The organism is Nocardioides sp. QY071 (genome assembly GCF_029961765.1).
Taxonomy (GTDB): domain Bacteria; phylum Actinomycetota; class Actinomycetes; order Propionibacteriales; family Nocardioidaceae; genus Nocardioides.
Genome location: NZ_CP124681.1, coordinates 1,022,463 through 1,046,208, shown reverse-complemented (window position 1 = coordinate 1,046,208; position 23,746 = coordinate 1,022,463). Strand labels below are relative to the sequence as shown.

Genomic DNA, 23,746 nt, shown 5'->3' with positions numbered 1-23,746 from the left:
GGCGTATCCATCTGTCCAGCGGCGCGCCGCCGACAGGCCCTGCAAGGATCTCGCCATGGAGTGGAACGACCTGCTGGAGAAGACGACGGGCGAGTTCGCGCTGGTGCTGGCGACCGGCGACCTCGACGCGCCCGTCCCGGCCTGCCCGGGCTGGACCCTCGCCGACCTCGGCGAGCACACCCGCTGGGTGCACGCGTGGGCGACGCACGCCGTCACCGACCACTCGCCCGACGGCGACAGCCCCGCGCCCGGGCCGGAGCGCGACGCGCTCGTCGACGGCTACCGGGCTGCCGCCGGGCGCCTCCTCGACGTGCTGCGGCAGACGGCACCCGACGCGACGGTGTGGACCTTCGGGTCCGACAAGCGGGCCGGGTTCTGGCAGCGCCGCCAGTTCCACGAGGTCACCATGCACCTGTACGACGCCCTCGACTCCCAGGCTCGCGCCGGTGAGTGGCAGCTGAGCCCGGAGCTCGGCTGGGACGGCGTCGACGAGGTCGCGACGCTCTTCTACCCGCGCCAGGTCCGGCTCGGGCGCTCCGAGCCGCTGCCCGCGCCGGTCCGCCTGGTCGCCACCGATCTCGACCGCTCGCTCGTGCTCGAGCCCGACGCGGCCGGCGAGCCGGTCGAGCTGGCCGCGCCGGCGGCGGACCTGCTGCTCATGCTCTGGGGGCGGGTGCCGGCGACGGGGCCGGCCGCCGCCGTCCTCGCGCAGGCGAAGGTCACGTCCTGACCGGCAGCGGCCGTCGGCGTCGACCCGGTCACTCCGCGACGAAGCGGGCGTCCACCTCCGCGGAGACCTCGATGTCCTCGGGTGCCAGCTCGAGCTCGGCACCGCCGCCGGACTCCTTGGCCGCCATCCGCATGTACGCCGCCGGGCCGCCGCCGCCCATCGGCGAGATGCCCTGGCTGAGCATGCCCGCGTCGGCCACCGCGACCGGCCGTACGGTCCCGAGGCCGAGCGCGTCGGCGTACTCCTGGGCGCGGCGGGCCGCCTCCTGCACCGCCCGGACCCGCACGGTGCGCTCGAGCTCGACCCGGCGCGCCTCGGTCAGGGCCCACTCGACGCCGTCGAGCCGGAAGCCCTCGGCGGAGCTGACCAGCCGGCCCACCCAGGTGGCGAGCCGGCCGAAGTCGCGGAACTTCACCTGTACGCCGACGCTGGCGTGGTGGACGAGCGGGAGCTGCTTGCCGTCCTTGTTCCACGGGCGCTGCGCCCAGGTGCGCACGTGCTGCGTCGACCACCAGGTGACCGGCCCGTCGGCGGGGTCGTGGAGCTCCTGGACCGAGGCCTTCACGGCCTCCAGGTCGTGGACGACGCGGTCGTAGGCGGGCTGCAGCGCGGGGCCCTGGAAGGCCAGCGTGATGTGCGCGGTGCCGCGCTCGGGCGGCTGGAAGGCGGAGTGCGACCCGCGCACGGTGAACTCGGTCGGCATGACGCCCACTCTAAGGAGCGCCCGGTCAGGCGCGGCGGGTCTCGAGGACCCGGAACCCCTTCGCGCTGGCGATCCGCTCGGTCGGGAAGCCCTGCTCGCCGAGCCAGCGCTGCAGCGAGTCGGCGCCGAGGTTCTTGCCGACCACCATCACCGCGCGGCCGTCGGGCGCGAGGCGGGGCAGCCAGGTCAGCAGCAGCTCGTGGAGCGCCGCCTTGCCGATCCGGATCGGGGGGTTGGACCAGATCTCGTCGTACGTCGCCGCGGGGTCGACCTGCTCCGGGACCATCGCGGTGTAGCGCTCCGCGACTCCCAGCGACTCGGCGTTCTCGTTGGCGAGCAGCACCGCGCGCTGGTTGACGTCGACGGCGGTGACGGTGGCGCCCGGGGCGGCGACGGCGCAGGCGAGCCCGATCACGCCGTACCCGCAGCCGAGGTCGAGGATCCGGCCGCCGGTGGGCGCCTGGGTCTCGCGGAACAGGACCGACGTGCCGATGTCCAGGCGGCCCTGCGCGAACACGCCGGACCCGCTCACCAGCGCCAGCTCGTGGCCCCAGACCTCGGCCGCGACGGGTGCGCGCTGGAAGGCGACCGAGGGGTCCGCGGAGAAGTAGTGCTCGTCGCTCACCCCTCGGCTCCGTCCGTCTCGGCGTGGGTACGGCGGGCCGCGGTCTGTGCCACGCGATCGGCCAGCCCGGCGGCGTCCGGGTAGGCGACCTCCTCGAGCGTCAGCCCGTGCGCGGGTACGACGACCACGCCCTGGTCGCGCCGCCGCCCGGTCAGGATCTCGACCGCCCAGGCGGGGTCCTGACGTCCCTCGCCGATCGCGATCATGCAGCCGACCAGCGCGCGCACCATCGAGTGGCAGAACGCGTCGGCCTTCACGTGCCCCACGACCAGCTCGTCGTCGGTGCGGGTCCAGCCGAACTCCAGCAGGGTGCGGATCGTCGTCGCCCCCTCGCGGTGCTTGCAGAACGCGGCGAAGTCGTGGAGCCCGACCAGCGAGCGCGCGGCCTCGTCCATCGCCGCGACGTCGAGCCGCCGCGGCCAGAACAGCACGTGGTTGCGGGTCAACGGGTCGGCACGCGCCGGATCGTCGACGATCCGGTAGGCATAGCGCCGCCACAGCGCCGCGAACCGCGCGTCGAACCCGTCGGGTGCCTCGCTGATCCGGTGTACCCGCACCGTCTTGTCGAGCACCCCGTTGACCCGCCGGGCGAGGATGTCGAGCTGGGTGACCTGCCGGGCCGCGGTGGGCGAGCCCGCCTCCGGGTCCTCGGGTACGTCGACGTGCACGACCTGCCCGCGCGCGTGGACGCCCGAGTCGGTGCGGCCCGCGCAGGTGACTCGCAGTGAGCCCTCGGGCAGCCGCAGCACCGTGGTCAACGCGGCGGTCAGCTCGGCCTGCACCGTGCGCAGTCCCGGCTGCGACGCCCAGCCCCGGAAGTCGCCGCCGTCGTAGGCGAGGTCGATCCGCAGGCGCACCGGGCAAGACTAGAGGAGCGCCACGCTCGCACGACGCTCGGCAACGCACGACGCCCGCCCCGAGCGGGTTTCCGTCGCGCCGCCCGCCGTTTCTGCACGGAGGAGCCCGCGACCGAGGAACGAGGGAACGGGCGGGGGAGGAAGAAACGGCGTTGGCAGGCGGCGCGACATGCGCGAGCGAAGCGAGCGCCAAACAACACCGTGAGTTCCGCACGCAGCGCACCGACCCCGCGCTGCCTCAGGGCGAGACGCCGACCTCCGCACGGGTCGGCGGGTCGGCCCCCAGCCGACCGACGGTGACGGCGGCGACGCGGGCGGCGTAGGTCAGCGCGGCGCTCCACTCCTGTGGCCCGAGCGCGGCCAGCCGGTCGCGGGCCCCGGCGCCGAGCAGCGGCCAGAGGTGGTCGACGAGCGCGGCAGCGAAGGTGTCGCCGGCGCCGATCGTGTCGACGACGGCGACCGGCTGGGCATGCACGCCGCCGGTGGACCAATCCGGCCCGGAGCAGGCATGCCAGGAGGCGCCCTCCGCGCCGTGGGTGACGATGACGGCGACCGGCCCGCCCGGCAGCGCGAGCAGCGCCGAGGCCGACTCCCCCGCCGACCGGTCCGGCCAGAGCGCGACCAGGTCCTCGTCGGACGCCTTCACGAAGGTCGCTGCCGACGCGGTCCGCAGCACCCGCTCGAGCACCTGGGCGCGGGTGCCGGTGATCGCGGGACGCAGGTTGACGTCGTACGTCAGGCAGGTGGTGGGCGCGATCCGCTCGACCAGCGCGAGGACCTCGGCGGCGCCCGGGTCGAGCAGCGGCGCCAGCGAGGTCACGTGGACGACGTGCGCGGACTCGTCGGGCACGGTGGGCAGCCGCCACCCGATGTCGAAGGTGTACGACGCCGCGCCGGTCGCGTCGATGACGGCCTCCGCGCGCGGGGTCCTGCCCAGCACGTGGGGATCGCCGGCGAGCTCCACGCCGGCCTCCTGGAGGTGCCGAGCGATCACCTCACCGGCCGGGTCGTCGGCGTACGCCGTCGCGAGGCGGACCGGTCTCCCGAGCCGGGCCAGGGCGACGGCCACGTTGACCGCCGACCCGCCGGGCCGCTCGTCGCCGCCGACCACGTCGAGCACGGATTCGCCGATCACGAGCGTCGTCGCCGTCATGTCGACACTGTCCCATAGGCTCGCCGCCGTGGCCCTCGAGACGTCGCTGGAGAAACCGGCTCCGGTCCGGGCGATCGCGAACGCGCTCGCCGGCTGGATCGACCGGCTCGGCGCGGTGTGGGTCGAGGGCCAGGTGACCCAGGTCAACCGGCGCCCCGGCCTGTCGACGGTCTTCATGACGCTGCGCGACTCGGTCGCCGACATCTCGGTGCCGGTGACCTGCTCGCGGGTCCTCTTCGACGGCCTGCCGACGCCGGTGACCGAGGGGGCCAGCGTGGTCATCCACGCGCGGCCGTCCTACTACGCCAACCGCGGCAGCCTCTCCCTCAACGCCCGCGAGATCCGGATGGTCGGCCTCGGCGAGCTGCTCGCCCGGCTCGAGCGGCGCCGCGAGCTGCTCGCCGCCGAGGGGCTGTTCGCCCAGGAGCGCAAGCGCCGGCTGCCCGCCGTACCCCGTCGCGTCGGGCTGGTCACGGCTCCCAAGTCGGCCGCCGAGCGCGACGTCCTCGAGAACGCCACCCGCCGCTGGCCGGCCGTCGCCTTCACCACCGCGTACGCCGCCATGCAGGGCCAGCGCTCGGCCGAGGAGGTGATCGAGGCCGTACGCCGCCTCGACGCGGACCCCGAGGTCGACGTCATCGTCGTGGCCCGGGGCGGCGGCTCGGTCGAGGACCTGCTGCCGTTCTCCGACGAGGGCCTGATCCGCGTGGTCGCTGCCGCCCGCACCCCGGTCGTGTCCGCGATCGGACACGAGCCGGACTCCCCGCTGCTCGACCTGGTGGCAGACGTCCGCGCTTCCACGCCCACCGACGCCGCGAAGCTGATCGTGCCCGACATGGCGCAGGAGCGGATGATGGTCGACCGGGCGCGCGACGCGCTGCGCCGCGCCGTGCGCCACCGCCTCGACCGCGAGCAGTCCCAGCTCGACGCGCTGCGCGCGCGCCCCGCGCTCGCGCACCCCGGCTCCCTTCTCGACGCCCGGGTCGACGAGCTCGACGACTGGCGCGCCCGGATCCGCCGCCGGCTCGAGTGGCAGCTCGACCGGGCCGCCGACGACCTCGACCACCGCCGCGCCCGGGTCCGCGCCCTGTCCCCGCTGGCCACCCTGCGCCGCGGGTACGCCGTCCTCCAGGACGCCGAGGGCCACGTCGTCACCTCCGTCGGCGACGTCTCCCCCGACGCGGCGCTGTCGGTCCGTGTCGCCGACGGCCGCATCCACGTCACCGCCACCCGTTCCGAGCCGATCGCCGAGGAGATCCATGACTGACACCACGCCCCCGGAGCCGAGCGAGGAGCTGTCCTACGAGGACGCGCGCGCCGAGCTGGTCGAGGTGGTCCGTCAGCTCGAGGCCGGAGGTACGACGCTCGAGGAGTCGCTCGCGCTCTGGGAGCGCGGCGAGGCACTCGCCACCACCTGCCAGGGCTGGCTCGACGGAGCCCGGGCGCGGCTGGAGTCGGTACTGGGCGAGGGTGAGGACTCCGACGAGGACTAGCCGATCGGCGTGGTGACCAGCGAGTCGACGACCGCCCGGAGGTCCTCGACCGGCGCGGACCCGAAGACCAGCACGGTCTGGCCGTCGACCTCCGCGGCATAGGCGGAGTCGCCGCCGGCATCGGCGTATCCCGACCAGTCGCGGGCGACCGGGCTCGCGACCGAGGACGGCACGGTGTAGCCGGGGCGGGTCTCGGTGTCCTCGTCGACCCACTGGGACAGCATCGCGGTGATCGAGGCGTCCTCCTGGCGCACGGCGACGAACTTCTGGTCGTCGGTGAGCAGCCGGACCATGATCACCGGGCGGTCGCCGGGCTCGACGTCGACGCCGGTGGCGATCCAGCCCTTCGGCAGGGCATCGGGGTAGATCGGGGTCAGGCCGGCCTGCTGCGCGGACTGGACGATCTCGACGTAATCGACCGCCTCGGGCTTGACCTCGAAGTCCGGGCGGAAGGCGCCCATGAAGTAGAGCAGCGCGCCGATCGCGATGACGGTGACGACGAGCGAGGTGACGAGACCCACCGCGGATCGCTGGTAGCGGCCCGGGCGCTCTGACGGCTGCGACTGGCTCATGACGGGTCCAGTGTCCCAGCCCGGCCGCCGCCACCGCCCTCGGCCCCATACTTGACGCAGATGCGTCTAGAGAGTGGCGAAACAGTCGCAGATGCGCCAAAGTGGCAGCGTGACCGACTACCGCGTGGCCGAGGCCGCCGAGCTGCTCGGCGTCTCCACTGACACCGTCCGGCGCTGGATCGAGGCGGGGCGGGTGCCCAGCGCCACGGTCGACGGCCGCACGGTGATCCCGGGGGTCGACCTCGCCGGCCTGGCGGCATCGCTGGTCGACGAGGCCGACCGGGATCGCACCCGGGCCGGCGAGGTCAGCGCCCGCAACCGGATGACCGGGATCGTCACCCGGGTCCTCGCCGACACGGTGATGGCCCAGGTCGAGATGGTCTGCGGGCCCTATCGGGTCGTGTCGCTGATGAGCGCGGAGGCCGCCGCGGAGCTGGGCCTGGCTCCCGGCGTACGGGCGATCGCCTCGGTCAAGTCCACCACCGTCGTCGTCGAACGACCCGTCCCGAGGAAGTCCTGAGGCCCCCATGAACACGACCCGGCTCCGGCTCGGCGCGACCAGCGCCGCCGTCCTGCTCGCCCTCCCGCTCGCCGCCTGCGGTGACGACGGGGACGGTGGCTCCGTCGGCAAGGACGGCGACCAGACCATGACCGTCTTCGCGGCCGCCTCCCTGGCGAAGACCTTCGAGGAGCTCGAGGACCGGTTCGAGGACGCCCACCCGGGAGTCGACGTGAAGCTGTCCTTCGGCGGCTCCTCCGACCTGGTCGCGCAGATCACCGAGGGCGCGGAGGCCGACGTGTTCGCCTCCGCCGACACCGCCAACATGGACAAGCTGGTGGCGGCGAAGCTGACCTCCGGCGACCCCAGCGAGTTCGCGACCAACACCTTGATGATCGCGGTGCCGCCGGGCAACCCCGCGAAGATCACCGGCCTGGCCGACCTGGCGAAGAAGGACGCCAAGTTGGTGCTGTGCCAGCCGGAGGTGCCCTGCGGCAGCGCCGCTCTCAAGGTCGCCGACGCGGCCGGCCTCACCTTCGCGCCCGTCAGCGAGGAGGAGTCCGTCTCCGGCGTGCTGACCAAGGTCGAGGACGGCGAGGCCGACGCCGGCCTGGTGTACGTCACCGACGTGTCCGCCGCCGGCGACGACGTCGAGGGCATCGACTTCCCGGAGGCCGCGGACGTCGTCAACCACTACCCGATCGTCGCGGTCGAGGGCTCGAAGCACGCCGACCTCGCCCAGCAGTGGATCGACCTGGTCCTCGGCGAGGGCCAGAAGGTGCTGCAGGACGCCGGGTTCGGGGCACCCTCCTCGTGAGCCACACCCGACACGTCGGCCTGCCGCGCTGGCTCCTCGGGCCCGCCCTCCTCGCCGGCGTGTTCGTGGTGCTGCCGGTCGCCTCGATGACGACCCGGATCGCGTGGGGCGACTTCCCGGGGCTGGTCACCTCCGAGGCCGCCCGCTCCGCGCTGGTCCTCAGCCTCAAGACGTCGACCGCCAGCACCGTGCTCTGCCTGCTCCTCGGCATCCCGCTGGCCACCGTGCTCGCCCGCAGTGAGGCGCGCTGGCTCGGCGTACTGCGCTCGCTCGTCCTGCTCCCCCTCGTGCTGCCGCCGGTCGTCGGCGGCATCGCGCTGCTCTCGACCTTCGGCCGCCAGGGGCTGCTCGGCGGCGAGCTCGAGGCGCTCGGCATCCGGATCGCGTTCACCTCGGTCGCGGTCGTGCTGGCACAGACCTTCGTGTCGCTGCCGTTCCTCGTCGTCAGCCTGGAGGGCGCGCTGCGCACCGCCGGGGAGCGGTACGACGTCGTCGCGGCCTCCCTCGGCGCGCGGCCCACCACCGTGCTGCGCCGGGTCACCCTGCCGCTCGTGCTGCCCGGCCTGGCCTCCGGCGCGGTGCTCGCCTTCGCCCGCTCCCTCGGGGAGTTCGGCGCCACGATCACCTTCGCCGGCAGCCTCGAGGGCACCACCCGGACCCTGCCGCTGCTGATCTACAACCTCCGCGTCACCGACGCCGACGCGGCCGTCGCGATGTCCCTGCTCCTGGTCGTGGTGGCGGTACTGGTCATCGGCCTGGTCCGCCCCAAGGGCGCGCTGTGAGCGCGCGGGTCGAGGTGGTCGTCGCCGAGCGCGAGGTCGACGTCGCCTTCGAGGTGGCCGACGGCGAGACCGTCGCGCTGCTCGGCCCCAACGGCGCCGGGAAGTCCACCACCCTCGCCGTCCTGGGCGGGCTGCTGCGCCCCGACGCGGGGCGGGTGGTGCTCGACGGGCAGGAGCTGACCGGCCCCGGACGCTGGGTCGCGCCGCACGCGCGTCGTACCGCACTCCTGGCGCAGGACCCGCTCCTGTTCCCCCACCTCTCGGTGCTCGAGAACGTCGCCTTCGGCCCCCGCAGCACCGGCGCCGGCCGCCGCGCTGCCCGCAGCGCAGCCGCGCACTGGCTGGGTGAGGTCGACGCCGCCGAGCTCGCCGAGCGCCGCCCCGCCCAGCTCTCCGGCGGCCAGGCCCAGCGGGTCGCGGTCGCCCGGGCCCTCGCCGCCGAACCCCGGCTTCTGCTGCTCGACGAGCCGATGGCGGCCCTCGACGTGGCGGTCGCGCCGGCCCTGCGCACGCTGTTGCGCCGGGTCCTCGCGGGGCGCACCACCGTGATCGTCACCCACCACGTCCTCGACGCGCTGCTGCTCGCCGACCGGGTGGTCGTGCTCGACGGCGGGCGGGTGGTCGAGCAGGGCGCCACTGCCGACGTGCTCTCCCGTCCCCGCAGCGCCTTCGCCGCCCGGTTCGCCGGACTCAACCTGGTCGCGGGCAGCGCCACCCCCGACGGCGTACGACGGCCGGACGGGCTGGTCCTCCATGGCAGCCCCGGCGATCCCCCGGCCGTCGACGGCTCCGCCGCCGTCGCGGTGTTCCGCCCCTCGGCGGTCGCCGTCCACGCGGAGCCGCCGGGCGGCAGCCCGCGCAACGCGCTGCCCGTCGTGATCAGCGAGCTGGAGCCGCTGGGCGACCTGGTCCGCGTCCGCGCCGGCGAGCTGGCGGCCGACGTCACCGTCGCCTCGGTCGCGGAGCTCGGGCTGGCTCCGGGAGCGAGCGTGACGTTCGTCGTGAAGGCCACCGAGGTCGACGTGTACGCCACGTAGTCGAGGACCGATAGGGTTCGCCCTATGAACGACGCCCTCATCGTGGAGCCGCCCGCCCCCGACCGCAACCTCGCCCTCGAGCTGGTCCGCGTCACCGAGGCGGCCGCGATGGCGGCCGGGCGCTGGGTCGGCCGTGGCGACAAGAACGGCGCCGACGGCGTGGCCGTGCAGGCGATGCGCGTGATGATCTCGACGGTCAGCATGAACGGCACCGTCGTCATCGGCGAGGGCGAGAAGGACAACGCCCCGATGCTCTACAACGGCGAGAACGTCGGCGACGGCACCGGCCCCGAGTGCGACGTCGCCGTCGACCCGATCGACGGCACCACGCTGACCGCGAAGGGCATGGCCAACGCGGTCGCCGTCCTCGCCGTCGCCCCGCGCGGCACCATGTACGACCCGTCGGCCGTCTTCTACATGGAGAAGCTGGTGACCGGCCCCGAGGCCGCCGAGGTCGTCGACATCCGCTACCCGGTCGCCGAGAACATCCACCAGGTCGCCAAGGCCAAGGGCTCCAACCCCTCCGACGTCACCGTCGTCCTCCTCGACCGGCCCCGGCACGCCCAGCTCGTCGACGAGATCCGCGCGACGGGCGCCCGGATCAAGTTCATCACCGACGGCGATGTCGCCGGCGCCATCATGGCCGCCCGCGCCGACACCGGCATCGACCTGCTGCTCGGCATCGGCGGCACCCCCGAGGGCATCATCGCCGCCTGCGCGATGAAGGCCATGGGCGGCACCATCCAGGGCCGGCTGTGGCCGACCGACGACGAGGAGCGCCAGCGTGCCATCGACGCGGGTCACAACCTCGACCCCGACCACATCCTCACCACCGACACGCTGGTCACCGGCGACGACTGCTTCTTCGTCGCCACCGGCATCACCGACGGCGAGCTGGTCCGCGGCGTGCGCTACCGCGGCGGCGGCGCCGTCACCCAGTCGCTCGTGATGCGCTCGCGCAGCGGCACGATCCGCACCATCACCTCCGAGCACCAGCTCTCGAAGCTGCGCAGCTTCTCCGCCATCGACTTCGACTGAGTCCTTTGGCGCTCGCTTCGCTCGCGCATGTCGCGCCGCCTGCCAACGCGGCGCGACGAGTTCCAGCCGCAGGTGATGCGTGCGCGCATCACGCGCGGCTGAATGTTCTCCGTCGGGCGCGCCGCGTTGCCTGGACTGAGCGGAGCGAGCGAGGAACGAGCGAGCGCAGCGAGGGAAGGCAACGCGCAAGAGCGCGCGCGACATGCGAGCGAAGCGAGCCAAACAAACACCGTGATTCCCTGACGCAGCGCACCACCCCCGCAGCAAACCAACCCTGACCCCAGCTACCCCCGCACCAGCTCCAGCAACCTCGCCACGTCACCCACCGCGTCCGCGATCGGGTCCTCGTCCCCCACGGCGGCGCCGTACAGCAGGGCCGCGTCGAGCATGCGGACCACGAGGTCGAAGTCCGGGCTCTCAGCGACCGCCGACCACCCGCACCGGTCCAGCGTCTCGCGCAGGGCGTCGAGCAGCACGGGGCGCGCGGCAGCCATGATCGGGCGCAGGTCGGGGTCCGCCGTGGCAGCGAGCATCGGCCGGAGCCGGCGAGTGACCACGGCCGGGTCCAGGGCGGGCGCGTAGAGCACCTCGAGCAGAAGCTGTGCCGTACGCCGGGCCGAGCGGCTCCGGCGCCCGATCGACCGCGCGCGCTCGGCCGCTCCCGCCGTGCGGATCTCCTCCGCGGCGGCGACCGCGGCGGCGTACAGCTCCTGCCGCGTCGCGAAGTAGTAGCCGGCGGACCCGGCCGGTACTCCGGCCGCTGCGGCGACCCGCCGGTGCGTGACGGCGTCAGGCCCCTCCTCGATGAGCAGCCGCGCCGCGGCGTCCCTCATCGCGCGGGTCCGCTGGACGCTCCGGTCCTGGACGGGGCGGCGGGAGGCGGCGGGCACAGGCCCACCCTACGCAGGACCAGCCAGCCGGAATATCCATACGTGCGTATAGGTTCTGCTGGACGAGGACCGAGATCCGGTCCCACGGATCACCAGAGGTGCATCACCATGAGCAGCCTTGTGGCCCAGGAGGGCCTGAAGATCGACTGGGCGAACATGCCCACCTACAACACGATCATGGCCGTCGCCGTCGGCGCGGGCCTGATCACGCTCGTCATGCTCGGCCGCGAGCTCCTGCGCGCCCCGGAGGAGGTCGAGCCGGACGGCTGGGCGCTGACCTTCGGCGCACTCGGCACCGTGCTCACCACGACCGGCCTGCACATGACGCTGACTTGGCCGCTCGCGGCCGGCGGCTTCCCGTTCGACAACATCATCTTCGGCGAGACCAGCCTGGGCTTCGGCGTCCTCCTGCTCGCCGCGGCGCTCTACCTGTGGAAGCGTGGCGCGGTGGCCCTCGCCGCCACCAAGCCGCTCCAGGCGCTCGCCCGGGTGGCGCAGCCGATCACGGTCTTCGTCGGTGGCCTCGGCCTGAGCCTGGTCGCGATCGCCGCGGCCGGCATCAAGTACCAGCTCTTCGCGGCCCCCGCCGAGGAGCCGATCTCGGGCGAGTTCGCCAACCACCCGATGGTCGAGGCGACCTTCATGTCGCTGCTCATCGCGATCGTCGGCCTCGGCGCCCTCGCCTTCGCCGTGCTCGTCAACCGGGTCCGCAGCACCGGCACCGCCGGCGTCTGGGGCCGGATCACCGGCTGGCTCTGGGGCCTGTCGGGCGTGCTGTTCCTGCTGTTCGGCGCGATGAACTTCTTCACCCACATCGGGCTCATCGTCAACACCATGTGATCCGCGGGTCGGGTCTCCTCGTCGTACCCGGCATTCGGGTCGTGATTCAGGCCGAGTCGCGACCCAGATGCCGGGTACGACGCACGTCCGGCACCGCCAGCGCCCCCGCCACCACGTCGATCACCCGCGGGTCGACCGCCATCCCGATGTGGGACGCCCGGACCTCGACGGCCCGGCCCGCGGGGTCGATGCATGCACGCCAGTCGACGATGCCGTCGCGGCGCGAGTAGACGTTGGTCATCGCGACGTCGGCGCGCAGCGGCTCCTGGGACTCGGTGAAGCTGAGGTGGGCGCACTCGCCGGCGACGCAGTCCTCGCTCATCAGGCCGGGGACGCCGGCGTCGGAGAGCCGGTTGAGCACGCGGACGCCGCGCGTCAGCAGGGCGTGGTGGGCGGCCGGCGCGCGCATCGGGCTGCCCATGGTCACGATCCCGGCCACCAGGTCGGGACGCCGGGCGGCCAGGCCGCGGGCGATCATGCCGCCGAGGCTGTGCCCGACGATCTGGACCCGGGCGTCGCGGCGCTCGGCGATCTGCTCCAGGCGCGCCTCGAGCGCGAGCGCCGAGCCGAGGGTGCAGCCGACGTTGGCGTGGATGTGGGAGCGGTAGGTCCGGAAGCCGCGTCCGCGCAGCTCGGCGGCCATCGCGGTGAGGGTCCAGTCGCCGGCGAGGAAGCCGGGGATGAGCAGCACCGGCTCGGCGACCCGCGTCGCGGACCGGTCCGCGACGGGGGTACGACGACGCACGCGTCGGGTCGCGCCACGACGGGCCGCGAACCGACCCGCCTCGGTCACCAGACTGCCCTCGCGCAGCAGCGCGGCCAGTGCCGGACGGCCGTAGCCGTCGGGCAGCAGCCAGGGCGCCAACGTGTTGCTCACGTCACAAACGGTACCCAGTTGAATCGACAACTACGCGCAACTTGTCAAACTGGGTGTCATGTCCGCCTCCGACGAGCTGCTCGCCCCCGTGTCTCCCGAGATCGAGCTGTGCTACCAGACCTTCGGCGACCCGGGCGCCGAGCCGCTGCTGCTGGTGATGGGCCTCGGCGGTCCGATGACCTGGTGGGACGCCGAGCTGTGCGTCCAGCTGGCCGAGGCCGGCTTCCACGTGATCCGCTACGACAACCGCGACACGGGTCGCTCGACCCGTTCGACCGGTCGCGTACGACGGACCGACCTGGTCCGCGCCTTCGTCGGGGCGCCCGCCCGGGCGCCGTACTCGATCGCGGACCTGGCCGAGGACGCCTTCGGGCTCCTCGACCACCTCGGCATCGAGTCCGCGCACGTCGCCGGCGTGTCGATGGGCGGGATGATCGCGCAGACCATGGCGCTCACGGCGCCGGAGCGGGTGCGCAGCCTGAGCAGCATCATGTCGTCCACGGGCCGGCGCACGGTCGGCCGCCAGCACCCGAGCCTGCTGCCCACGCTGATCGCCGGGCGCGGCCCCGGGCGCGAGGACTACATCCGCGGCAGCCTCGCGGTCTGGAGGATCATCGGCTCCCCGCGGTTCCCGCAGACCGAGGAGAGGCTGCGCCAGCGCGCCGGCGAGACGTGGGACCGTGGTGTCACCCGGGCCGGCGTGCTGCGCCAGATGATGGCCGTGCTCACCCAGCCCGACCGGACCCGGGCGCTGGCCGGCGTCACCGCCCCGACGCTGGTGATGCACGGCCTCGCCGACCGGATGGTGCACGTCTCGGGCGGCCGGGCGACCGCGGCCGCCGTACCGGGGGCACGGGTGACCTTCATCGAGGGCTGGGGGCACGACCTGCCGGCCGCGCTGTTCCCGGCGTTCACCAGCGCGATCCGCCGCAACGCGGACCGGGCCGCGATCAGGCCTCGATCCGCAAGGCCTCGATCGGAGTGACCGCGACGGCCCGCCGGGCGGGCGCCCGGCTCGCGGCGAGGACGAGGACGACGCCGCAGGCCGCGATCCCGGCAAGCACCAGCCACGGCACACCCCACACGAAGCCGTCGGTGCCGAACCCGATCAGCGACTGGGCGCCCACCGAGCCGTAGACCAGGCCGAGCAGCATCCCGAAGGCGACCGCGGTCGCCGACAGCGCGATCGACTCCCGGGTGATCATCGAGCGGACCTGGACCTGCGTGAAGCCGAGGGAGCGCAGCAGACCGATCTCGCGCTGCCGCTGGATCACTGTCAGCGACATCGTCGAGACGAACCCGACCGCGGCGATGACCGAGGAGATCACCACGATCGCGATCAGGATCGCGGTCGTGGTCGCCAGGATCTGGTCCGTCTGGACCTGTTGGGCGGGGTCCAGCTCCCACCCGCCCACCGAGTCGCGCAGCGCCTGCATCCCGGACGCGAAGGTGGTAACGAGCGTCACGCCGATGACCAGTCCCATCGTGGACCGCGTCGTCCGGAGCGGGTCCTTGACCGCGTTGCGGCGGGCCAGCACGGCGGGCGGCCGGGTGCCGACCAGTCGCGAGCAGGCCCCCACCAGCGCGGGGATCACGAACCGGGCGCCGATCAGCAGGCCGGTGGCGGAGAGGACCGAGCCGAAGAAGGCCGCGAGGAAGCCCGCCGCACTGCCGTCCTCGCCCAGCCACGTCGACAGCAGCAGGACCAGGAAGCCGCCGCCGATCAGCATCAGCGCTCCGATCGCCCGCAGCACCGATCCGCTGCGCGAGCGGGGCAGCTCGGTCGCCGTACCGCTCATCGCCTGGGCCGGCGAGACCCGCAGCACGGCCCGCGAGCCGAGCCAGCCGGCGAGCATGGCCGCGACCGCGACGGCGGCGGTGCTGAGCAGCACGAGCGGATGGACGAGGGCGTAGTCGGCCTCGGGCAGTGTGCCGCGGGCGACCAGGACGACCCGCGTCAGGTCGGCCAGTACGACGCCCGCCACCGCGCCGGCGACGCCACCGGCCAGGCCGACGAGCGCAGTCCCGCGCATGACGGATCGCCGCAGGTACGGGCCCCTGGCGCCGAGCAGGCGCAGCAGCGCGATGTGCCGCAGCCGCCCGGCGATCACGGTGTCGACGCAGTTGGCGATGACCACGACCGAGACGTAGAGCGCGATCAGGATGAACACGGTCGCGACCGATCCCAGCAGGACGCCGACCCCGCCACCCTCGCTGGCCATGCTGGCCAGGTTGCTGCTGGTCATGATCAGCACCGCGGCGTACGCCGACCCGAGCCCGCCGACCAGGCCCACCGTGCCGAGCTCGCGCGCCGAGCCCAGCACCAGGTTGCGGGAGCTCATGCGACCTGCTCCTCGAAGGAGATCAGCAGGTGGGAGATCTCCTGCGGGCTCATCCGGCCGTGGTCGCCGACGATCCGGCCGTCCGCGATGACCAGGATCCGGTCGGCGTACGACGCCGCGACCGGGTCGTGGCTGACCATCGCGATCGTCTGGCCGTAGTCGCGCGCCGCGGCCCCGAGCAGCGACAGCACCTCGCGCGAGCTGCGGGAGTCGAGGTTGCCGGTCGGCTCGTCAGCGAAGATGATCTGCGGCGTCGCGGCCAGGGCGCGGGCGATGGCCACCCGCTGCTGCTGGCCGCCGGACAGCTCGCTCGGCCGATGACCGACCCGGTCGGTGAGGCCCAGGGCGGCGATGATCCGCTGGATCCAGGCCGTCCGCTCGGCGTCGACGCGACGGCCGGCGAGCTCGAACGGCAGCAGCACGTTCTCGTACGCCGTCAGCGTCGGCACCAGGTTGAACGACTGGAACACGAAGCCGACGTGCTCGCGGCGCAGCAGGGTGCGCTGGTCGTCGGTCATCGAGTGCACCGGCGCACCGGCGACCCAGACCTCGCCGCTGGTCGGGTCGTCCAGCCCGGCCGCGACGTTCATGAAGGTCGACTTGCCGGAGCCCGAGGGCCCCATGATCGCGGTGAAGGCACCGCGCTGGATGTCGACGCTGATCCCGTCGAGCGCGCGCACCTGGCCGGCGCCGGTGCCGTACGTGCGGGTCACGCCGCGGAAACGCACCACGGCGGAGTCGGGCTGCTGGGGCGGGGTGTAGGTCGGCTGGTTCATGCGCTCCACGCTAGGAATCCGCGGCGCCGCGCACATCGGGCGCAGGATCGAACCCGCCTACATCGCAGGATGTACGCCGACCCCTAGAACCCTCAGATCAGTCCGTGCTCGTAGGCATAGACCACCAGCTGCACCCGGTCGCGCAGCTGCAGCTTGGTCAGGATCCGCGAGATGTGGGTCTTCACCGTCGCCTCGGAGAGGTACTCCGCCGCCGCGATCTCCGCGTTGGACAGTCCGGCCGCGGCGCGCAGCAGGATCTCCCGCTCGCGCGGTGTCAGGGCGTCGTACTCCGGGCCGGGGGCCGCGGTACGGGCCCGGAACCGCTCGAAGAGCCGCCGGGTCGCACCGGCCGCGACGACCTGGGTGCCGGCGGCGACCGAGCGGATGGCGGCCAGCAGGAGCTCGGGCTCGGCCTCCTTGAGCACGAACCCCGACGCGCCCGCCTCGATCGCCGAGGCCGCAGACTCGTCGAGGTCGAAGGTGGTCAGCACCAGCACCCGCGGCCCGTCCTCGCCGTGCTCCGCGACGATCTGTGCGGTGGCGGCGACCCCGTCGAGGACGGGCATCCGCACGTCCATCAGCACGACGTCCGGTCCCGTGTCGCGGACCAGCTCGACCGCCTCCGCGCCGGTCCCCGCCTCCCCCACCACCTCGAGGTCGGGCTGGGAGCGCAGCAGCATGCCGATCCCGGTGCGGAACAGCGGCTGGTCGTCCACGAGCAGGACCCGGATCGGTTCTGTCATCGGTCCTCCGTGGTCGGGATGAAGGCGGCGACCTCCCACGTGGACGGGCGTCCCGGCTCCGCGGGCAGGGTGCGGCTGGCGAAGGTGCCGCCCGCCACCTCGGCGCGCTCCGCCATCCCGGCAAGCCCGTGCCCGCCGGGCTCGCCGTTCCTGCCGTCCCGGCTCGCCCCGGGTGGGATCGCGTTGCGGACCCGCAGCCGGTAGCCGTGGGTCCAGTCCTCGGCGACCTCGACCGGCCGGGTCAGGTCACCGTGCTTGAGGGCGTTCGTGAGGGCCTCGCCGAGGATCCGGTGGGCGGTGACGGTGAGCAGCCGGTGCTCCGGTGGCGTGCCATACGACGTCTCGACGATCGTCATCCCGGAGGCGCGCATCCGGCCGAGGAGCTCGCCGCGGCGCTCGAAGTCCAGCGGCACCGGGTCGGTCTCGCGGTCGCGCAGCTGGGTCAGCAGGCGTCGTACGTCGGCCATCGCGGTGCGCGCCGTCTCGCCGATGGTCCGCAGCGCCCCCTCGGCCTCCTCCGGGTGGCTGCGCAGTCCGTAGCGCGCGCCGTCGGCCTGGGCCGCGACCACCGCCCACGAGTGCGCGACGACGTCGTGCATGTCCGCGGCGATCCGGCTGCGCTCGGCCTCCTGGCGCAGGACCTCGGCCAGCCGCTGCTGCTCCACCGCGTTGACACGTGCCTCGAGGGCGGCGTCGACCCGGGCTTGGACGGTCTGCCGGCCCTGCCAGCGCAGGTAGCCGACCAGCCAGCCGCCGAGGGTGAAGACAGCGCACATGGCCGCCGTGCTGACCGCCGCGAACGCCGTCTCGGTCGGCGAGGAGTACCACTCGCTCGACAGCTGGGCATTGAGCGCCATCGCGACCCCGGCCACGACGGTGGCGACCACACCCGCGGCGATGCCGAAGCGTCGTACGCCGCGGCGTTGCGAGGCGCCGAGGGTGAAGAACAGCGGGAAATAGGCGATGTCGGCGATGAACGCGATCTCGCGGTCGGCCAGCTGGCCGACCGCCGCGGCGAAGGCGAGCACGACCATGCCGGGCAGCCACCAGCGCCGGATCGCGAGCGCCAGCACCAGCAGGGCGGCCGCGACCAGGGTGAACCCGCCCTGGGTGAGCTGGGCGAGGAGCGCGAACAGGCCGAAGCCGGCCGCGGTGACGACGTCGAAGACCACCTGGGCGCGCGCGGGCCGGGCGTCCTGCCACACGGCAGTGTCGTTCGGCCCGCTCATGTGCTCATTGTCGCGGGCTCGCACGGGGATGTCGTCCATCCCCCGATGTACGCGGCGGCGTCAGCCGGCGGCGACCTCCGCGCCGGGGATCCGCCCGGCCCGCTCGCGGTCGACGGTCAGGTTCTCCCCGGTGGCGGGGTCGAACAGGTGGATGCGGCGGCCGTCGACCCAGATCTCGGCGTCCTGGCCCTCGGAGATGCGGCTCGCCCCGTCGAGGGACACGACGAGCTGGGTGCGCATCGCCTCGCCGTCGAGGTCCTTCTCGAGCTGCTGCAGCTGGGCCCTGACCTCCTCGGGCGCTTCGAACGGGATGTAGGCGTAGGTCTCGTTGCCGAGCCACTCCACCGCGTCGACCTTGGCCGAGAACGTCGACCCGCTGCGTCCCTCGGCCGCGGCGAGGGAGGCGTCCTCGAAGTGCTCGGGGCGGATGCCGGCGATCAGCAGGCCCCTCCCGGCGGCGCGCTCGGCCTTGTCGGCCGGGATCTCGACACTGCCGAACGGCAGCCGTACCTGCCCGCCCTCGACCGTCGCAGGGAGGAAGTTCATCGGCGGGGAGCCGATGAAGCCCGCGACGAAGAGGTTGCCGGGGTTCTCGTAGAGCTCGCGCGGCGTCGCGAGCTGCTGGAGCACACCCCGCTTGAGCACGGCGACCCGGTCGCCGAGCGTCATCGCCTCGGTCTGGTCGTGGGTGACGTAGACCGTGGTGATGCCGAGCCGCTTCTGCAGCCGGGCGATCTCGGTGCGCATCTGGCCGCGCAGCTTGGCATCGAGGTTCGACAGCGGCTCGTCGAACAAGAACGCATCGGCCTGCCGGACGATCGCGCGCCCCATCGCCACACGCTGCCGCTGGCCACCCGACAGGTTGCCGGGCTTGCGCTCGAGGTGCTCGTCGAGCTCGAGCGTCGCCGACGCCTCGCGCACCAGCTTGTCGACCTCGGCGTCGGGCTTCTTGGCCAGGCGCAGCGGGAACGCGATGTTCTCGTAGACCGTGAGGTGCGGGTAGAGCGCGTAGTTCTGGAACACCATCGCCAGGTTCCGCTCGCGCGGCGCCAGGTCGTTGACCCGCTTCTCCCCGATCAGCATGTCGCCGGAGGTGATGTCCTCCAGGCCCACGATCATCCGCAGCAGCGTCGACTTCCCGCAGCCCGAGGGCCCGACGAGGATCATGAACTCCCCGTCCGCGACGTCGATCGAGACGTCGTTGACGGCCGGGAAGCCGTCGCCGTACTGCTTGACGATGTGGTTCATCGTGATGGCAGCCATCAGTGGTTCACCCCTTCACGGCGCCGGAGGTCAGGCCGGCGACGATCTTGCGCTGGAAGATCAGGACGATGACGACGATCGGGATGGTCGCGATGACCGCTCCCGCGGCGAGCAGCGAGGCCGGCCGGTTGAACGGGTCGGAGCCGACGAAGAAGGACAGCGACGCCGGGATCGGGCGGGCACTCTCTGTCGAGGTGAGCGAGATGCCGAAGACGAAGTCGTTCCACGCGAAGAAGAAGGTGAGGATCGCCGCGGTGAACACGCCGGGCGCCGCCAACGGCACGATCACCTTGCGGAAGGCCTGCCACGAGGTCGCCCCGTCGACCTGGGCGGCCTGCTCCATCTCCCACGGGATCTCGCGGAAGAACGCCGACAGGGTCCAGATCGCCAGCGGCAGCGTGAAGGACATGTAGGGGATGATCAGGCCGGGCCAGGTGTCGTAGAGCCCGACCGCCCGCCACATGTCGAACAGCGGGCCGACCAGCGAGACCACCGGGAACATGGCGATCGCCAGCGCGATGGTCAGCACCGCCTTCTTGCCGCGGAACTCCAGCCGGGCGATGGCGTACGCCGCCAGGGTGGCCACGACCACCGAGAGCACGGTCGCGATCAGGCTGATCCCGATCGAGTTGCGGATGGCGAGGAGGAACTGGTCGTTGTCCAGGACGTCGCGATAGTTGGACCAGCCCGCTCCCTCGCCGTCGGCGGGGAAGAAGCCCGGGCTGCCGTTGGTGATCGCGGTCTGGGACTTGAAGGACAGCGAGATGATCCAGGCCACCGGCAGCAGGCACCAGACCATGATCAGGAGGCAGCCGACGACGAGGCCGATGCGGTTCTTCATCTCAGGACTCCTGCCGGGCCTGCGCCAGGTCGACGCGGAAGAGTTTGACGATCGCGAACGCCACCACGAGCACGGACAGGAAGAGCAGCACCGACAGTGCCGAGCCCATGCCGAGCTGGAACTGCTCGATGGTCTGGCGGTAGGTCAGGAAGCTGATCGACTCCGTCTTCACCGCACCCGCGGTCATCACGAAGATGTTGTCGAAGATCCGGTAGGCGTCGAGGGCCCGGAACAGGACCGCGACCATGATCGCGGCCCGCATGTTCGGCAGGATCACCTTGGTCAGCCGCTGGGTCCAGGTGGCGCCGTCGACCTTCGCCGCCTCGATCATGTCCTCGCTGACCTGGGCGAGGCCGGCGAGCAGCAGCAGCGACATGAACGGCGTCGTCTTCCAGATCTCCGAGACCATGATCGCCACCACGGCCGACCCGGTCTGCCCGAACCAGTTGAAGTCGTCGCCGACGAACGGCAGCCACCCGTTGACGAAGCCGTTCTGGAACGAGAACGCGAACTGCCAGGCGAAGCCCGAGACCACGGTGATGATGCCGTAGGGGATCAGGATCGAGGTACGGATCACGCCCCGGGCGAAGATCACCCGGTGCATGACCATCGCGAACGCGAAGCCGATCACCAGCTCGACCGCCACCGTGACGACCATGTAGAGCACGGTCACCCCGGTCGTCTGCCAGAACAGCGGGTCGGTCAACGCGGTCAGGTAGTTGCTGATCCCCACGAAGTCGCGCTCGTCGGGCGCGGTGAGGGCGTAGTCGAAGGTCGACAGGTAGAGGGCTCGCAGCATCGGGAAGGCCGTCACGAGCAGCATCAGCACGATCGCCGGCGCCACCAGCTTCTGGCCGAGACGCGTCTCCGCGCGGGCGCGGTCGCTGACGGCGGGCCTGCCCTTCACGGGCTTCACGGGTGCGGTCACGGTGCTCACAGCAACGACTTCCCTTCCAGCACGTCCTCGAGGTACGTCGCCGAGTCCTTCGGCGTGCTGCCGGGTTCGACCGAGGTGGGCGAGTGCCACTTGGCCTGGATCGCGCCGGAGATCATCGCGTAGAACGCGCTCTTGGGTCGCGGCCCGCCCTCGTCGACGCTGGTCCGGAAGAGCTCGATCAGGTCGGCCGGGTAGTCCCCGCTGGCCGCGACCTTGTCGTACGCCGCGTTGGTGGAGGGCATCAGGCCGTTCTCGAGGGCGAGGTCGACCTGGGCCTGTTCGGAGGTGATGCAGCGCGCCGCCTCCATCGCGAAGTCAGGATGCTCGCTGTAGGCACCGACCCCGATGTCGATCCCGCCGACCGGCGGCTTCGACGCCTCACCCTCGACCGTCGCCGGGTAGCGTGCCCAGCCGAGGTCGGCGAACTGCTCGTCGGTGAGGTCGGATCCGACCTGGCCCTCGTAGTTCTTGTAGACGAAAGTCCAGTTGACCATGAACTCGCCGGCACCGTCCTTCGGGAACATCTGCCCGAGGCTGGTGCCCTCGTTGGACACGGTGAGGTCCGGTTGTGCCGCCTTCGAGTCGGCCAGCTCCTTGATCACCTCGGCCGCCTTGCGCCCGGCGTCGGAGTCGATGTCGACCTTCGCGTCGCGTCCCGCCTCGGTGTCGGAGACGATGTCGCCGCCGGCGCCCTGGACCAGCGCGTTGATCCACACGACGTACGCCTCGTACTTGTTCGCCTGGACCCCGACCGTGCCGCCGTTGTCGGCCGCCGCCTTGATCACCTGGTCCCAGGTGACCGGCTGGGTCATGTCGAGGCCCGCGGCCTGCGCGAGGGACTTGCGGTACCAGAGCACCTGGGTGTTGGCCCACAACGGGATCGCGAAGACCTTGTCGTCCCAGGTGACCGTCTCGGCCGCGCCGGAGAGGTAGTCGCCGTCACCGCCGACGCTGCTGGTGATCGAGTCCGCGAGATCGCCCTCGACCTGCTGCAGCCAGCCGGCGTTGGCGAACTCGGCCACGAAGACCGGGTCGAGGTTCATCAGGTCGGTGGAGGAGTCCTCGGCGGCGAGCCGGCGGGCCAGCTGGGTGCGCTGGTCCGTGGCCCCGTTGGGGAGCAGCTGCACCGAGATGTCGTACTTGTCGGTGCTGCACTGCTTCGCGTACTTCTGGAAGGTGTCCACCCCGTCGGGGTTCACGTACCAGTTGAGGACCGGCTTTGCGGAGCCCCCGCACGCTGTCAGGCTGCCGGCCGCGAGCGCCGCGACGGCCGCGAGCGTGGCGCGACGGCGGCGCCGGGACGGTCGTCCCGGCAGGCCGTTGGTCGATCTCATCGCCCTGATCACCCCTCCCGAGGATGTGGCGTGTGTCACCCAGTCCTACCCCTACGTCGCGGACTTTGTCCACGACCGGGTGCTGCCCCGATGCCCACCCGGCGGCGGTTCAGTGCCCGATCCGGGCTGGTTCAGACCTGCCGGGACTGGCGTAGGTTTCGACCATGGCGCTGCATGTCGTGGCCGCCCGGACCGACCCCGCCCTGTTCCGGCTGCCGTGGTCGCGGCCGCTCGCGGACTGGGACGACTGGTACGTCGTACCTCTCCCGCTCGGCCTGTCCCGGCACGTCGTCCGCGTGGTCCAGGTGAACCGCCAGTTCCTCGCCGTGAAGGAGACCGAGGAGGCGATCGCGCTGCGCGAGTACGACCTGCTGCGCGACCTGCAGCGGCTCGACCAGCCGGCCGTCGTACCGCGGGGGGTGGTGACCGGCCGGACGGGTGCCGGCGGCGAGCCGCTGCCGGCGGCGCTGCTCACCGAGCACCTTCACTACTCGCTCTCCTACCGCACGGTCTTCCAGCACGGCCTGCGCGCCGAGCAGGTCCCGGCCCTGGTCGACGCCCTCGTGGTGCTGCTCGTGCGGTTGCACCTGGCCGGCTTCTTCTGGGGCGACGTGTCGCTCTCGAACGCCCTCTTCCGCCGTTCTGCCGGGGGGTTCGCGGCCTTCCTCGTCGACGCGGAGACCGGCGAGCTGCGGTCGTCGGTGTCGGACGCGATGCGTGAGCAGGACCTGACCGTGGGGGTGGAGAACATCTTCGCCGAGCTGATGGACCTGCAGGCCAGCGACGACACCGACATCGAGGTCGACGGGTTCGCGATCGTCGCCCAGCTCACCGAGCGCTACCACGCCCTGTGGGACGAGCTCACCGCCGCCGAGGAGTTCGGCGCCGACGAGTGGTACCGCGTCGAGCAGCGGATCGCCCGGCTCAACGACCTCGGCTTCGACGTCGACGAGCTCGACGTCCGCACCGAGTCCGACCGGGTCCGGATCCAGCCGAAGGTCGTCGAGGCCGGCCACCACCGCCGCGAGCTGCGCGAGCTGACCGGCCTGGTCGCCGAGGACAGCCAGGCCCGCAAGCTGCTCAACGACCTGGCGGCGTTCACGGCGCACGGCGGGTACGACGACGAGGACCGCGAGGTCGTCGCCCGGCGGTGGCTGGCGAATGTCTACACCCCGATCGTCGAGCTGCTGCCGCCGGAGCTGCGGCGCACCATCTCCGCGCCGGAGTACTTCCACGAGGTGATGGAGCACCGCTGGGCGCTCTCGGACGCCGCCGGGCACGAGGTCGACATCCACGACTCCGCGCGGGACTACGTCGCGAACGTGCTGCCGCACCGGCCTCCGGACACCCCGACGGGGTTGGCCTGAC

General features: G+C 72.5%; 26 protein-coding genes. 11 read left to right on the top strand and 15 right to left on the bottom strand.

Annotated features, from left to right (window positions below; all coding sequences use genetic code 11):
• Positions 1–55 precede the first annotated feature (55 nt).
• Positions 56–730 carry a maleylpyruvate isomerase N-terminal domain-containing protein gene (locus QI633_RS05000; protein ID WP_282428313.1) on the top strand — a complete coding sequence of 225 codons (675 nt, stop codon included), beginning with the start codon at positions 56–58 and terminating at the stop codon, positions 728–730.
• A 28-nt stretch (positions 731–758) separates the two neighbouring features.
• Here QI633_RS05000 and QI633_RS04995 read toward each other — a convergent pair whose 3' ends face one another.
• The 4 genes from QI633_RS04995 to QI633_RS04980 form a co-directional block, all read right to left on the bottom strand.
• Positions 759–1,433: an SIMPL domain-containing protein gene (locus QI633_RS04995; RefSeq protein WP_282428312.1), complete on the bottom strand. Its 675-nt coding sequence runs from the start codon at positions 1,431–1,433 to the stop codon at positions 759–761.
• Positions 1,434–1,458: 25 nt separating this feature from the next.
• Positions 1,459–2,058, bottom strand: coding sequence for a methyltransferase (locus tag QI633_RS04990; RefSeq protein ID WP_282428311.1), 600 nt, complete (start codon positions 2,056–2,058; stop codon positions 1,459–1,461).
• On the bottom strand, positions 2,055–2,915 hold the full coding sequence (gene truA, locus QI633_RS04985) for a tRNA pseudouridine(38-40) synthase TruA (protein WP_282428310.1): 861 nt from the start codon (positions 2,913–2,915) through the stop codon (positions 2,055–2,057). Before truA ends, QI633_RS04990 begins: the two co-directional genes overlap by 4 nt.
• A gap of 238 nt (positions 2,916–3,153) precedes the next feature.
• Positions 3,154–4,068: a PfkB family carbohydrate kinase gene (locus tag QI633_RS04980; protein ID WP_282428309.1), complete on the bottom strand. Its 915-nt coding sequence runs from the start codon at positions 4,066–4,068 to the stop codon at positions 3,154–3,156.
• Between the two features lie 28 nt (positions 4,069–4,096).
• Between QI633_RS04980 and xseA the strand changes: the two genes are divergently transcribed.
• Together xseA and QI633_RS04970 are read left to right on the top strand one after the other, a co-directional pair.
• Positions 4,097–5,335 (top strand): exodeoxyribonuclease VII large subunit, encoded by a 1,239-nt coding sequence (gene xseA / locus QI633_RS04975; protein WP_282428308.1) that lies wholly within the window; start codon positions 4,097–4,099, stop codon positions 5,333–5,335.
• Positions 5,328–5,561, top strand: coding sequence for an exodeoxyribonuclease VII small subunit (locus QI633_RS04970; protein ID WP_141800152.1), 234 nt, complete (start codon positions 5,328–5,330; stop codon positions 5,559–5,561). The genes xseA and QI633_RS04970 overlap by 8 nt, the downstream gene beginning before the upstream one ends.
• Here the strand turns inward: QI633_RS04970 and QI633_RS04965 are convergent.
• Complete coding sequence (locus tag QI633_RS04965) at positions 5,558–6,133, bottom strand: DUF4245 family protein (protein WP_282428307.1); 576 nt, start codon at positions 6,131–6,133, stop codon at positions 5,558–5,560. The two genes, QI633_RS04970 and QI633_RS04965, sit on opposite strands and share 4 nt — an antisense overlap.
• A gap of 109 nt (positions 6,134–6,242) precedes the next feature.
• On the opposite strand from QI633_RS04965, the gene QI633_RS04960 reads away from it, so the two are divergent.
• Genes QI633_RS04960 through glpX form a run of 5 tightly spaced genes read left to right on the top strand, consistent with a single transcriptional unit; the run spans position 6,243 to position 10,306 of the window.
• Entirely contained in the window at positions 6,243–6,653 is a 411-nt protein-coding gene (locus QI633_RS04960) for a helix-turn-helix domain-containing protein (RefSeq protein WP_260806505.1), read from the top strand.
• Between the two features lie 7 nt (positions 6,654–6,660).
• Positions 6,661–7,449, top strand: coding sequence for a molybdate ABC transporter substrate-binding protein (gene modA, locus QI633_RS04955; protein ID WP_282428306.1), 789 nt, complete (start codon positions 6,661–6,663; stop codon positions 7,447–7,449).
• Complete coding sequence (locus tag QI633_RS04950; RefSeq protein ID WP_282428305.1) at positions 7,446–8,231, top strand: ABC transporter permease; 786 nt, start codon at positions 7,446–7,448, stop codon at positions 8,229–8,231. Before modA ends, QI633_RS04950 begins: the two co-directional genes overlap by 4 nt.
• Positions 8,228–9,268, top strand: a complete 1,041-nt coding sequence (locus QI633_RS04945; protein WP_282428304.1) for an ABC transporter ATP-binding protein — start codon at positions 8,228–8,230, stop codon at positions 9,266–9,268. Before QI633_RS04950 ends, QI633_RS04945 begins: the two co-directional genes overlap by 4 nt.
• 24 nt (positions 9,269–9,292) lie before the next feature.
• On the top strand, positions 9,293–10,306 hold the full coding sequence (gene glpX, locus QI633_RS04940; RefSeq protein ID WP_141800157.1) for a class II fructose-bisphosphatase: 1,014 nt from the start codon (positions 9,293–9,295) through the stop codon (positions 10,304–10,306).
• Between the two features lie 284 nt (positions 10,307–10,590).
• On the opposite strand, the gene QI633_RS04935 is transcribed toward glpX, so the two are convergent.
• Positions 10,591–11,196: a TetR family transcriptional regulator gene (locus tag QI633_RS04935; protein WP_141800158.1), complete on the bottom strand. Its 606-nt coding sequence runs from the start codon at positions 11,194–11,196 to the stop codon at positions 10,591–10,593.
• A 108-nt stretch (positions 11,197–11,304) separates the two neighbouring features.
• Here QI633_RS04935 and QI633_RS04930 point away from each other — a divergent pair, with 108 nt between their 5' ends.
• Positions 11,305–12,036 (top strand): DUF981 family protein, encoded by a 732-nt coding sequence (locus QI633_RS04930; RefSeq protein WP_282428303.1) that lies wholly within the window; start codon positions 11,305–11,307, stop codon positions 12,034–12,036.
• A gap of 46 nt (positions 12,037–12,082) precedes the next feature.
• Here the strand turns inward: QI633_RS04930 and QI633_RS04925 are convergent, their stop codons facing one another.
• Positions 12,083–12,913, bottom strand: coding sequence for an alpha/beta fold hydrolase (locus QI633_RS04925; protein WP_160158336.1), 831 nt, complete (start codon positions 12,911–12,913; stop codon positions 12,083–12,085).
• Positions 12,914–12,971: 58 nt separating this feature from the next.
• Between QI633_RS04925 and QI633_RS04920 the strand changes: the two genes are divergently transcribed.
• Positions 12,972–13,898 (top strand): alpha/beta fold hydrolase, encoded by a 927-nt coding sequence (locus QI633_RS04920; protein ID WP_141800161.1) that lies wholly within the window; start codon positions 12,972–12,974, stop codon positions 13,896–13,898.
• Here QI633_RS04920 and QI633_RS04915 read toward each other — a convergent pair.
• The 8 genes from QI633_RS04915 to QI633_RS04880 all read right to left on the bottom strand — a co-directional run bounded on the left by QI633_RS04915 (position 13,864) and on the right by QI633_RS04880 (position 22,378).
• Entirely contained in the window at positions 13,864–15,255 is a 1,392-nt protein-coding gene (locus tag QI633_RS04915; RefSeq protein WP_141800162.1) for an ABC transporter permease, read from the bottom strand. The two genes, QI633_RS04920 and QI633_RS04915, sit on opposite strands and share 35 nt — an antisense overlap.
• Positions 15,252–16,031 carry an ABC transporter ATP-binding protein gene (locus tag QI633_RS04910; protein WP_282428302.1) on the bottom strand — a complete coding sequence of 260 codons (780 nt, stop codon included), beginning with the start codon at positions 16,029–16,031 and terminating at the stop codon, positions 15,252–15,254. The genes QI633_RS04915 and QI633_RS04910 overlap by 4 nt, the downstream gene beginning before the upstream one ends.
• A 92-nt stretch (positions 16,032–16,123) precedes the next feature.
• The gene (locus tag QI633_RS04905) at positions 16,124–16,774 is read right to left on the bottom strand and encodes a response regulator transcription factor (protein WP_141800164.1); all 651 of its coding nucleotides are present in this window, start codon (positions 16,772–16,774) and stop codon (positions 16,124–16,126) included.
• Positions 16,771–18,003 (bottom strand): histidine kinase, encoded by a 1,233-nt coding sequence (locus QI633_RS04900; protein ID WP_282428301.1) that lies wholly within the window; start codon positions 18,001–18,003, stop codon positions 16,771–16,773. The genes QI633_RS04905 and QI633_RS04900 overlap by 4 nt, the downstream gene beginning before the upstream one ends.
• Before the next feature lie 60 nt (positions 18,004–18,063).
• Positions 18,064–19,266, bottom strand: coding sequence for a sn-glycerol-3-phosphate ABC transporter ATP-binding protein UgpC (gene ugpC / locus QI633_RS04895; RefSeq protein ID WP_282428300.1), 1,203 nt, complete (start codon positions 19,264–19,266; stop codon positions 18,064–18,066).
• 7 nt (positions 19,267–19,273) lie between these two features.
• Positions 19,274–20,107 (bottom strand): carbohydrate ABC transporter permease, encoded by an 834-nt coding sequence (locus QI633_RS04890; protein ID WP_141800167.1) that lies wholly within the window; start codon positions 20,105–20,107, stop codon positions 19,274–19,276.
• 1 nt (position 20,108) lies between these two features.
• Positions 20,109–21,035 (bottom strand): sugar ABC transporter permease, encoded by a 927-nt coding sequence (locus QI633_RS04885; protein WP_260806507.1) that lies wholly within the window; start codon positions 21,033–21,035, stop codon positions 20,109–20,111.
• A gap of 5 nt (positions 21,036–21,040) precedes the next feature.
• Positions 21,041–22,378 (bottom strand): extracellular solute-binding protein, encoded by a 1,338-nt coding sequence (locus QI633_RS04880; RefSeq protein ID WP_282428299.1) that lies wholly within the window; start codon positions 22,376–22,378, stop codon positions 21,041–21,043.
• A gap of 164 nt (positions 22,379–22,542) precedes the next feature.
• Here QI633_RS04880 and QI633_RS04875 point away from each other — a divergent pair, with 164 nt between their 5' ends.
• Positions 22,543–23,745 carry a DUF4032 domain-containing protein gene (locus QI633_RS04875; protein ID WP_141800169.1) on the top strand — a complete coding sequence of 401 codons (1,203 nt, stop codon included), beginning with the start codon at positions 22,543–22,545 and terminating at the stop codon, positions 23,743–23,745.
• Position 23,746 lies beyond the last annotated feature (1 nt).

Coding starts and splice junctions, on each gene's coding strand:
- QI633_RS05000 (WP_282428313.1), top strand. CDS start 56: ATGGAGTGGAACGACCTGCTGGAGAAGACGACGGGCGAGTTCGCGCTG.
- QI633_RS04995 (WP_282428312.1), bottom strand. CDS start 1,433: ATGCCGACCGAGTTCACCGTGCGCGGGTCGCACTCCGCCTTCCAGCCG.
- QI633_RS04980 (WP_282428309.1), bottom strand. CDS start 4,068: ATGACGGCGACGACGCTCGTGATCGGCGAATCCGTGCTCGACGTGGTC.
- QI633_RS04970 (WP_141800152.1), top strand. CDS start 5,328: ATGACTGACACCACGCCCCCGGAGCCGAGCGAGGAGCTGTCCTACGAG.
- QI633_RS04965 (WP_282428307.1), bottom strand. CDS start 6,133: ATGAGCCAGTCGCAGCCGTCAGAGCGCCCGGGCCGCTACCAGCGATCC.
- modA (WP_282428306.1), top strand. CDS start 6,661: ATGAACACGACCCGGCTCCGGCTCGGCGCGACCAGCGCCGCCGTCCTG.
- glpX (WP_141800157.1), top strand. CDS start 9,293: ATGAACGACGCCCTCATCGTGGAGCCGCCCGCCCCCGACCGCAACCTC.
- QI633_RS04930 (WP_282428303.1), top strand. CDS start 11,305: ATGAGCAGCCTTGTGGCCCAGGAGGGCCTGAAGATCGACTGGGCGAAC.
- QI633_RS04920 (WP_141800161.1), top strand. CDS start 12,972: ATGTCCGCCTCCGACGAGCTGCTCGCCCCCGTGTCTCCCGAGATCGAG.
- QI633_RS04915 (WP_141800162.1), bottom strand. CDS start 15,255: ATGAGCTCCCGCAACCTGGTGCTGGGCTCGGCGCGCGAGCTCGGCACG.
- QI633_RS04910 (WP_282428302.1), bottom strand. CDS start 16,031: ATGAACCAGCCGACCTACACCCCGCCCCAGCAGCCCGACTCCGCCGTG.
- QI633_RS04905 (WP_141800164.1), bottom strand. CDS start 16,774: ATGACAGAACCGATCCGGGTCCTGCTCGTGGACGACCAGCCGCTGTTC.
- QI633_RS04900 (WP_282428301.1), bottom strand. CDS start 18,003: ATGAGCGGGCCGAACGACACTGCCGTGTGGCAGGACGCCCGGCCCGCG.
- ugpC (WP_282428300.1), bottom strand. CDS start 19,266: ATGGCTGCCATCACGATGAACCACATCGTCAAGCAGTACGGCGACGGC.
- QI633_RS04890 (WP_141800167.1), bottom strand. CDS start 20,107: ATGAAGAACCGCATCGGCCTCGTCGTCGGCTGCCTCCTGATCATGGTC.
- QI633_RS04880 (WP_282428299.1), bottom strand. CDS start 22,378: ATGAGATCGACCAACGGCCTGCCGGGACGACCGTCCCGGCGCCGCCGT.
- QI633_RS04875 (WP_141800169.1), top strand. CDS start 22,543: ATGGCGCTGCATGTCGTGGCCGCCCGGACCGACCCCGCCCTGTTCCGG.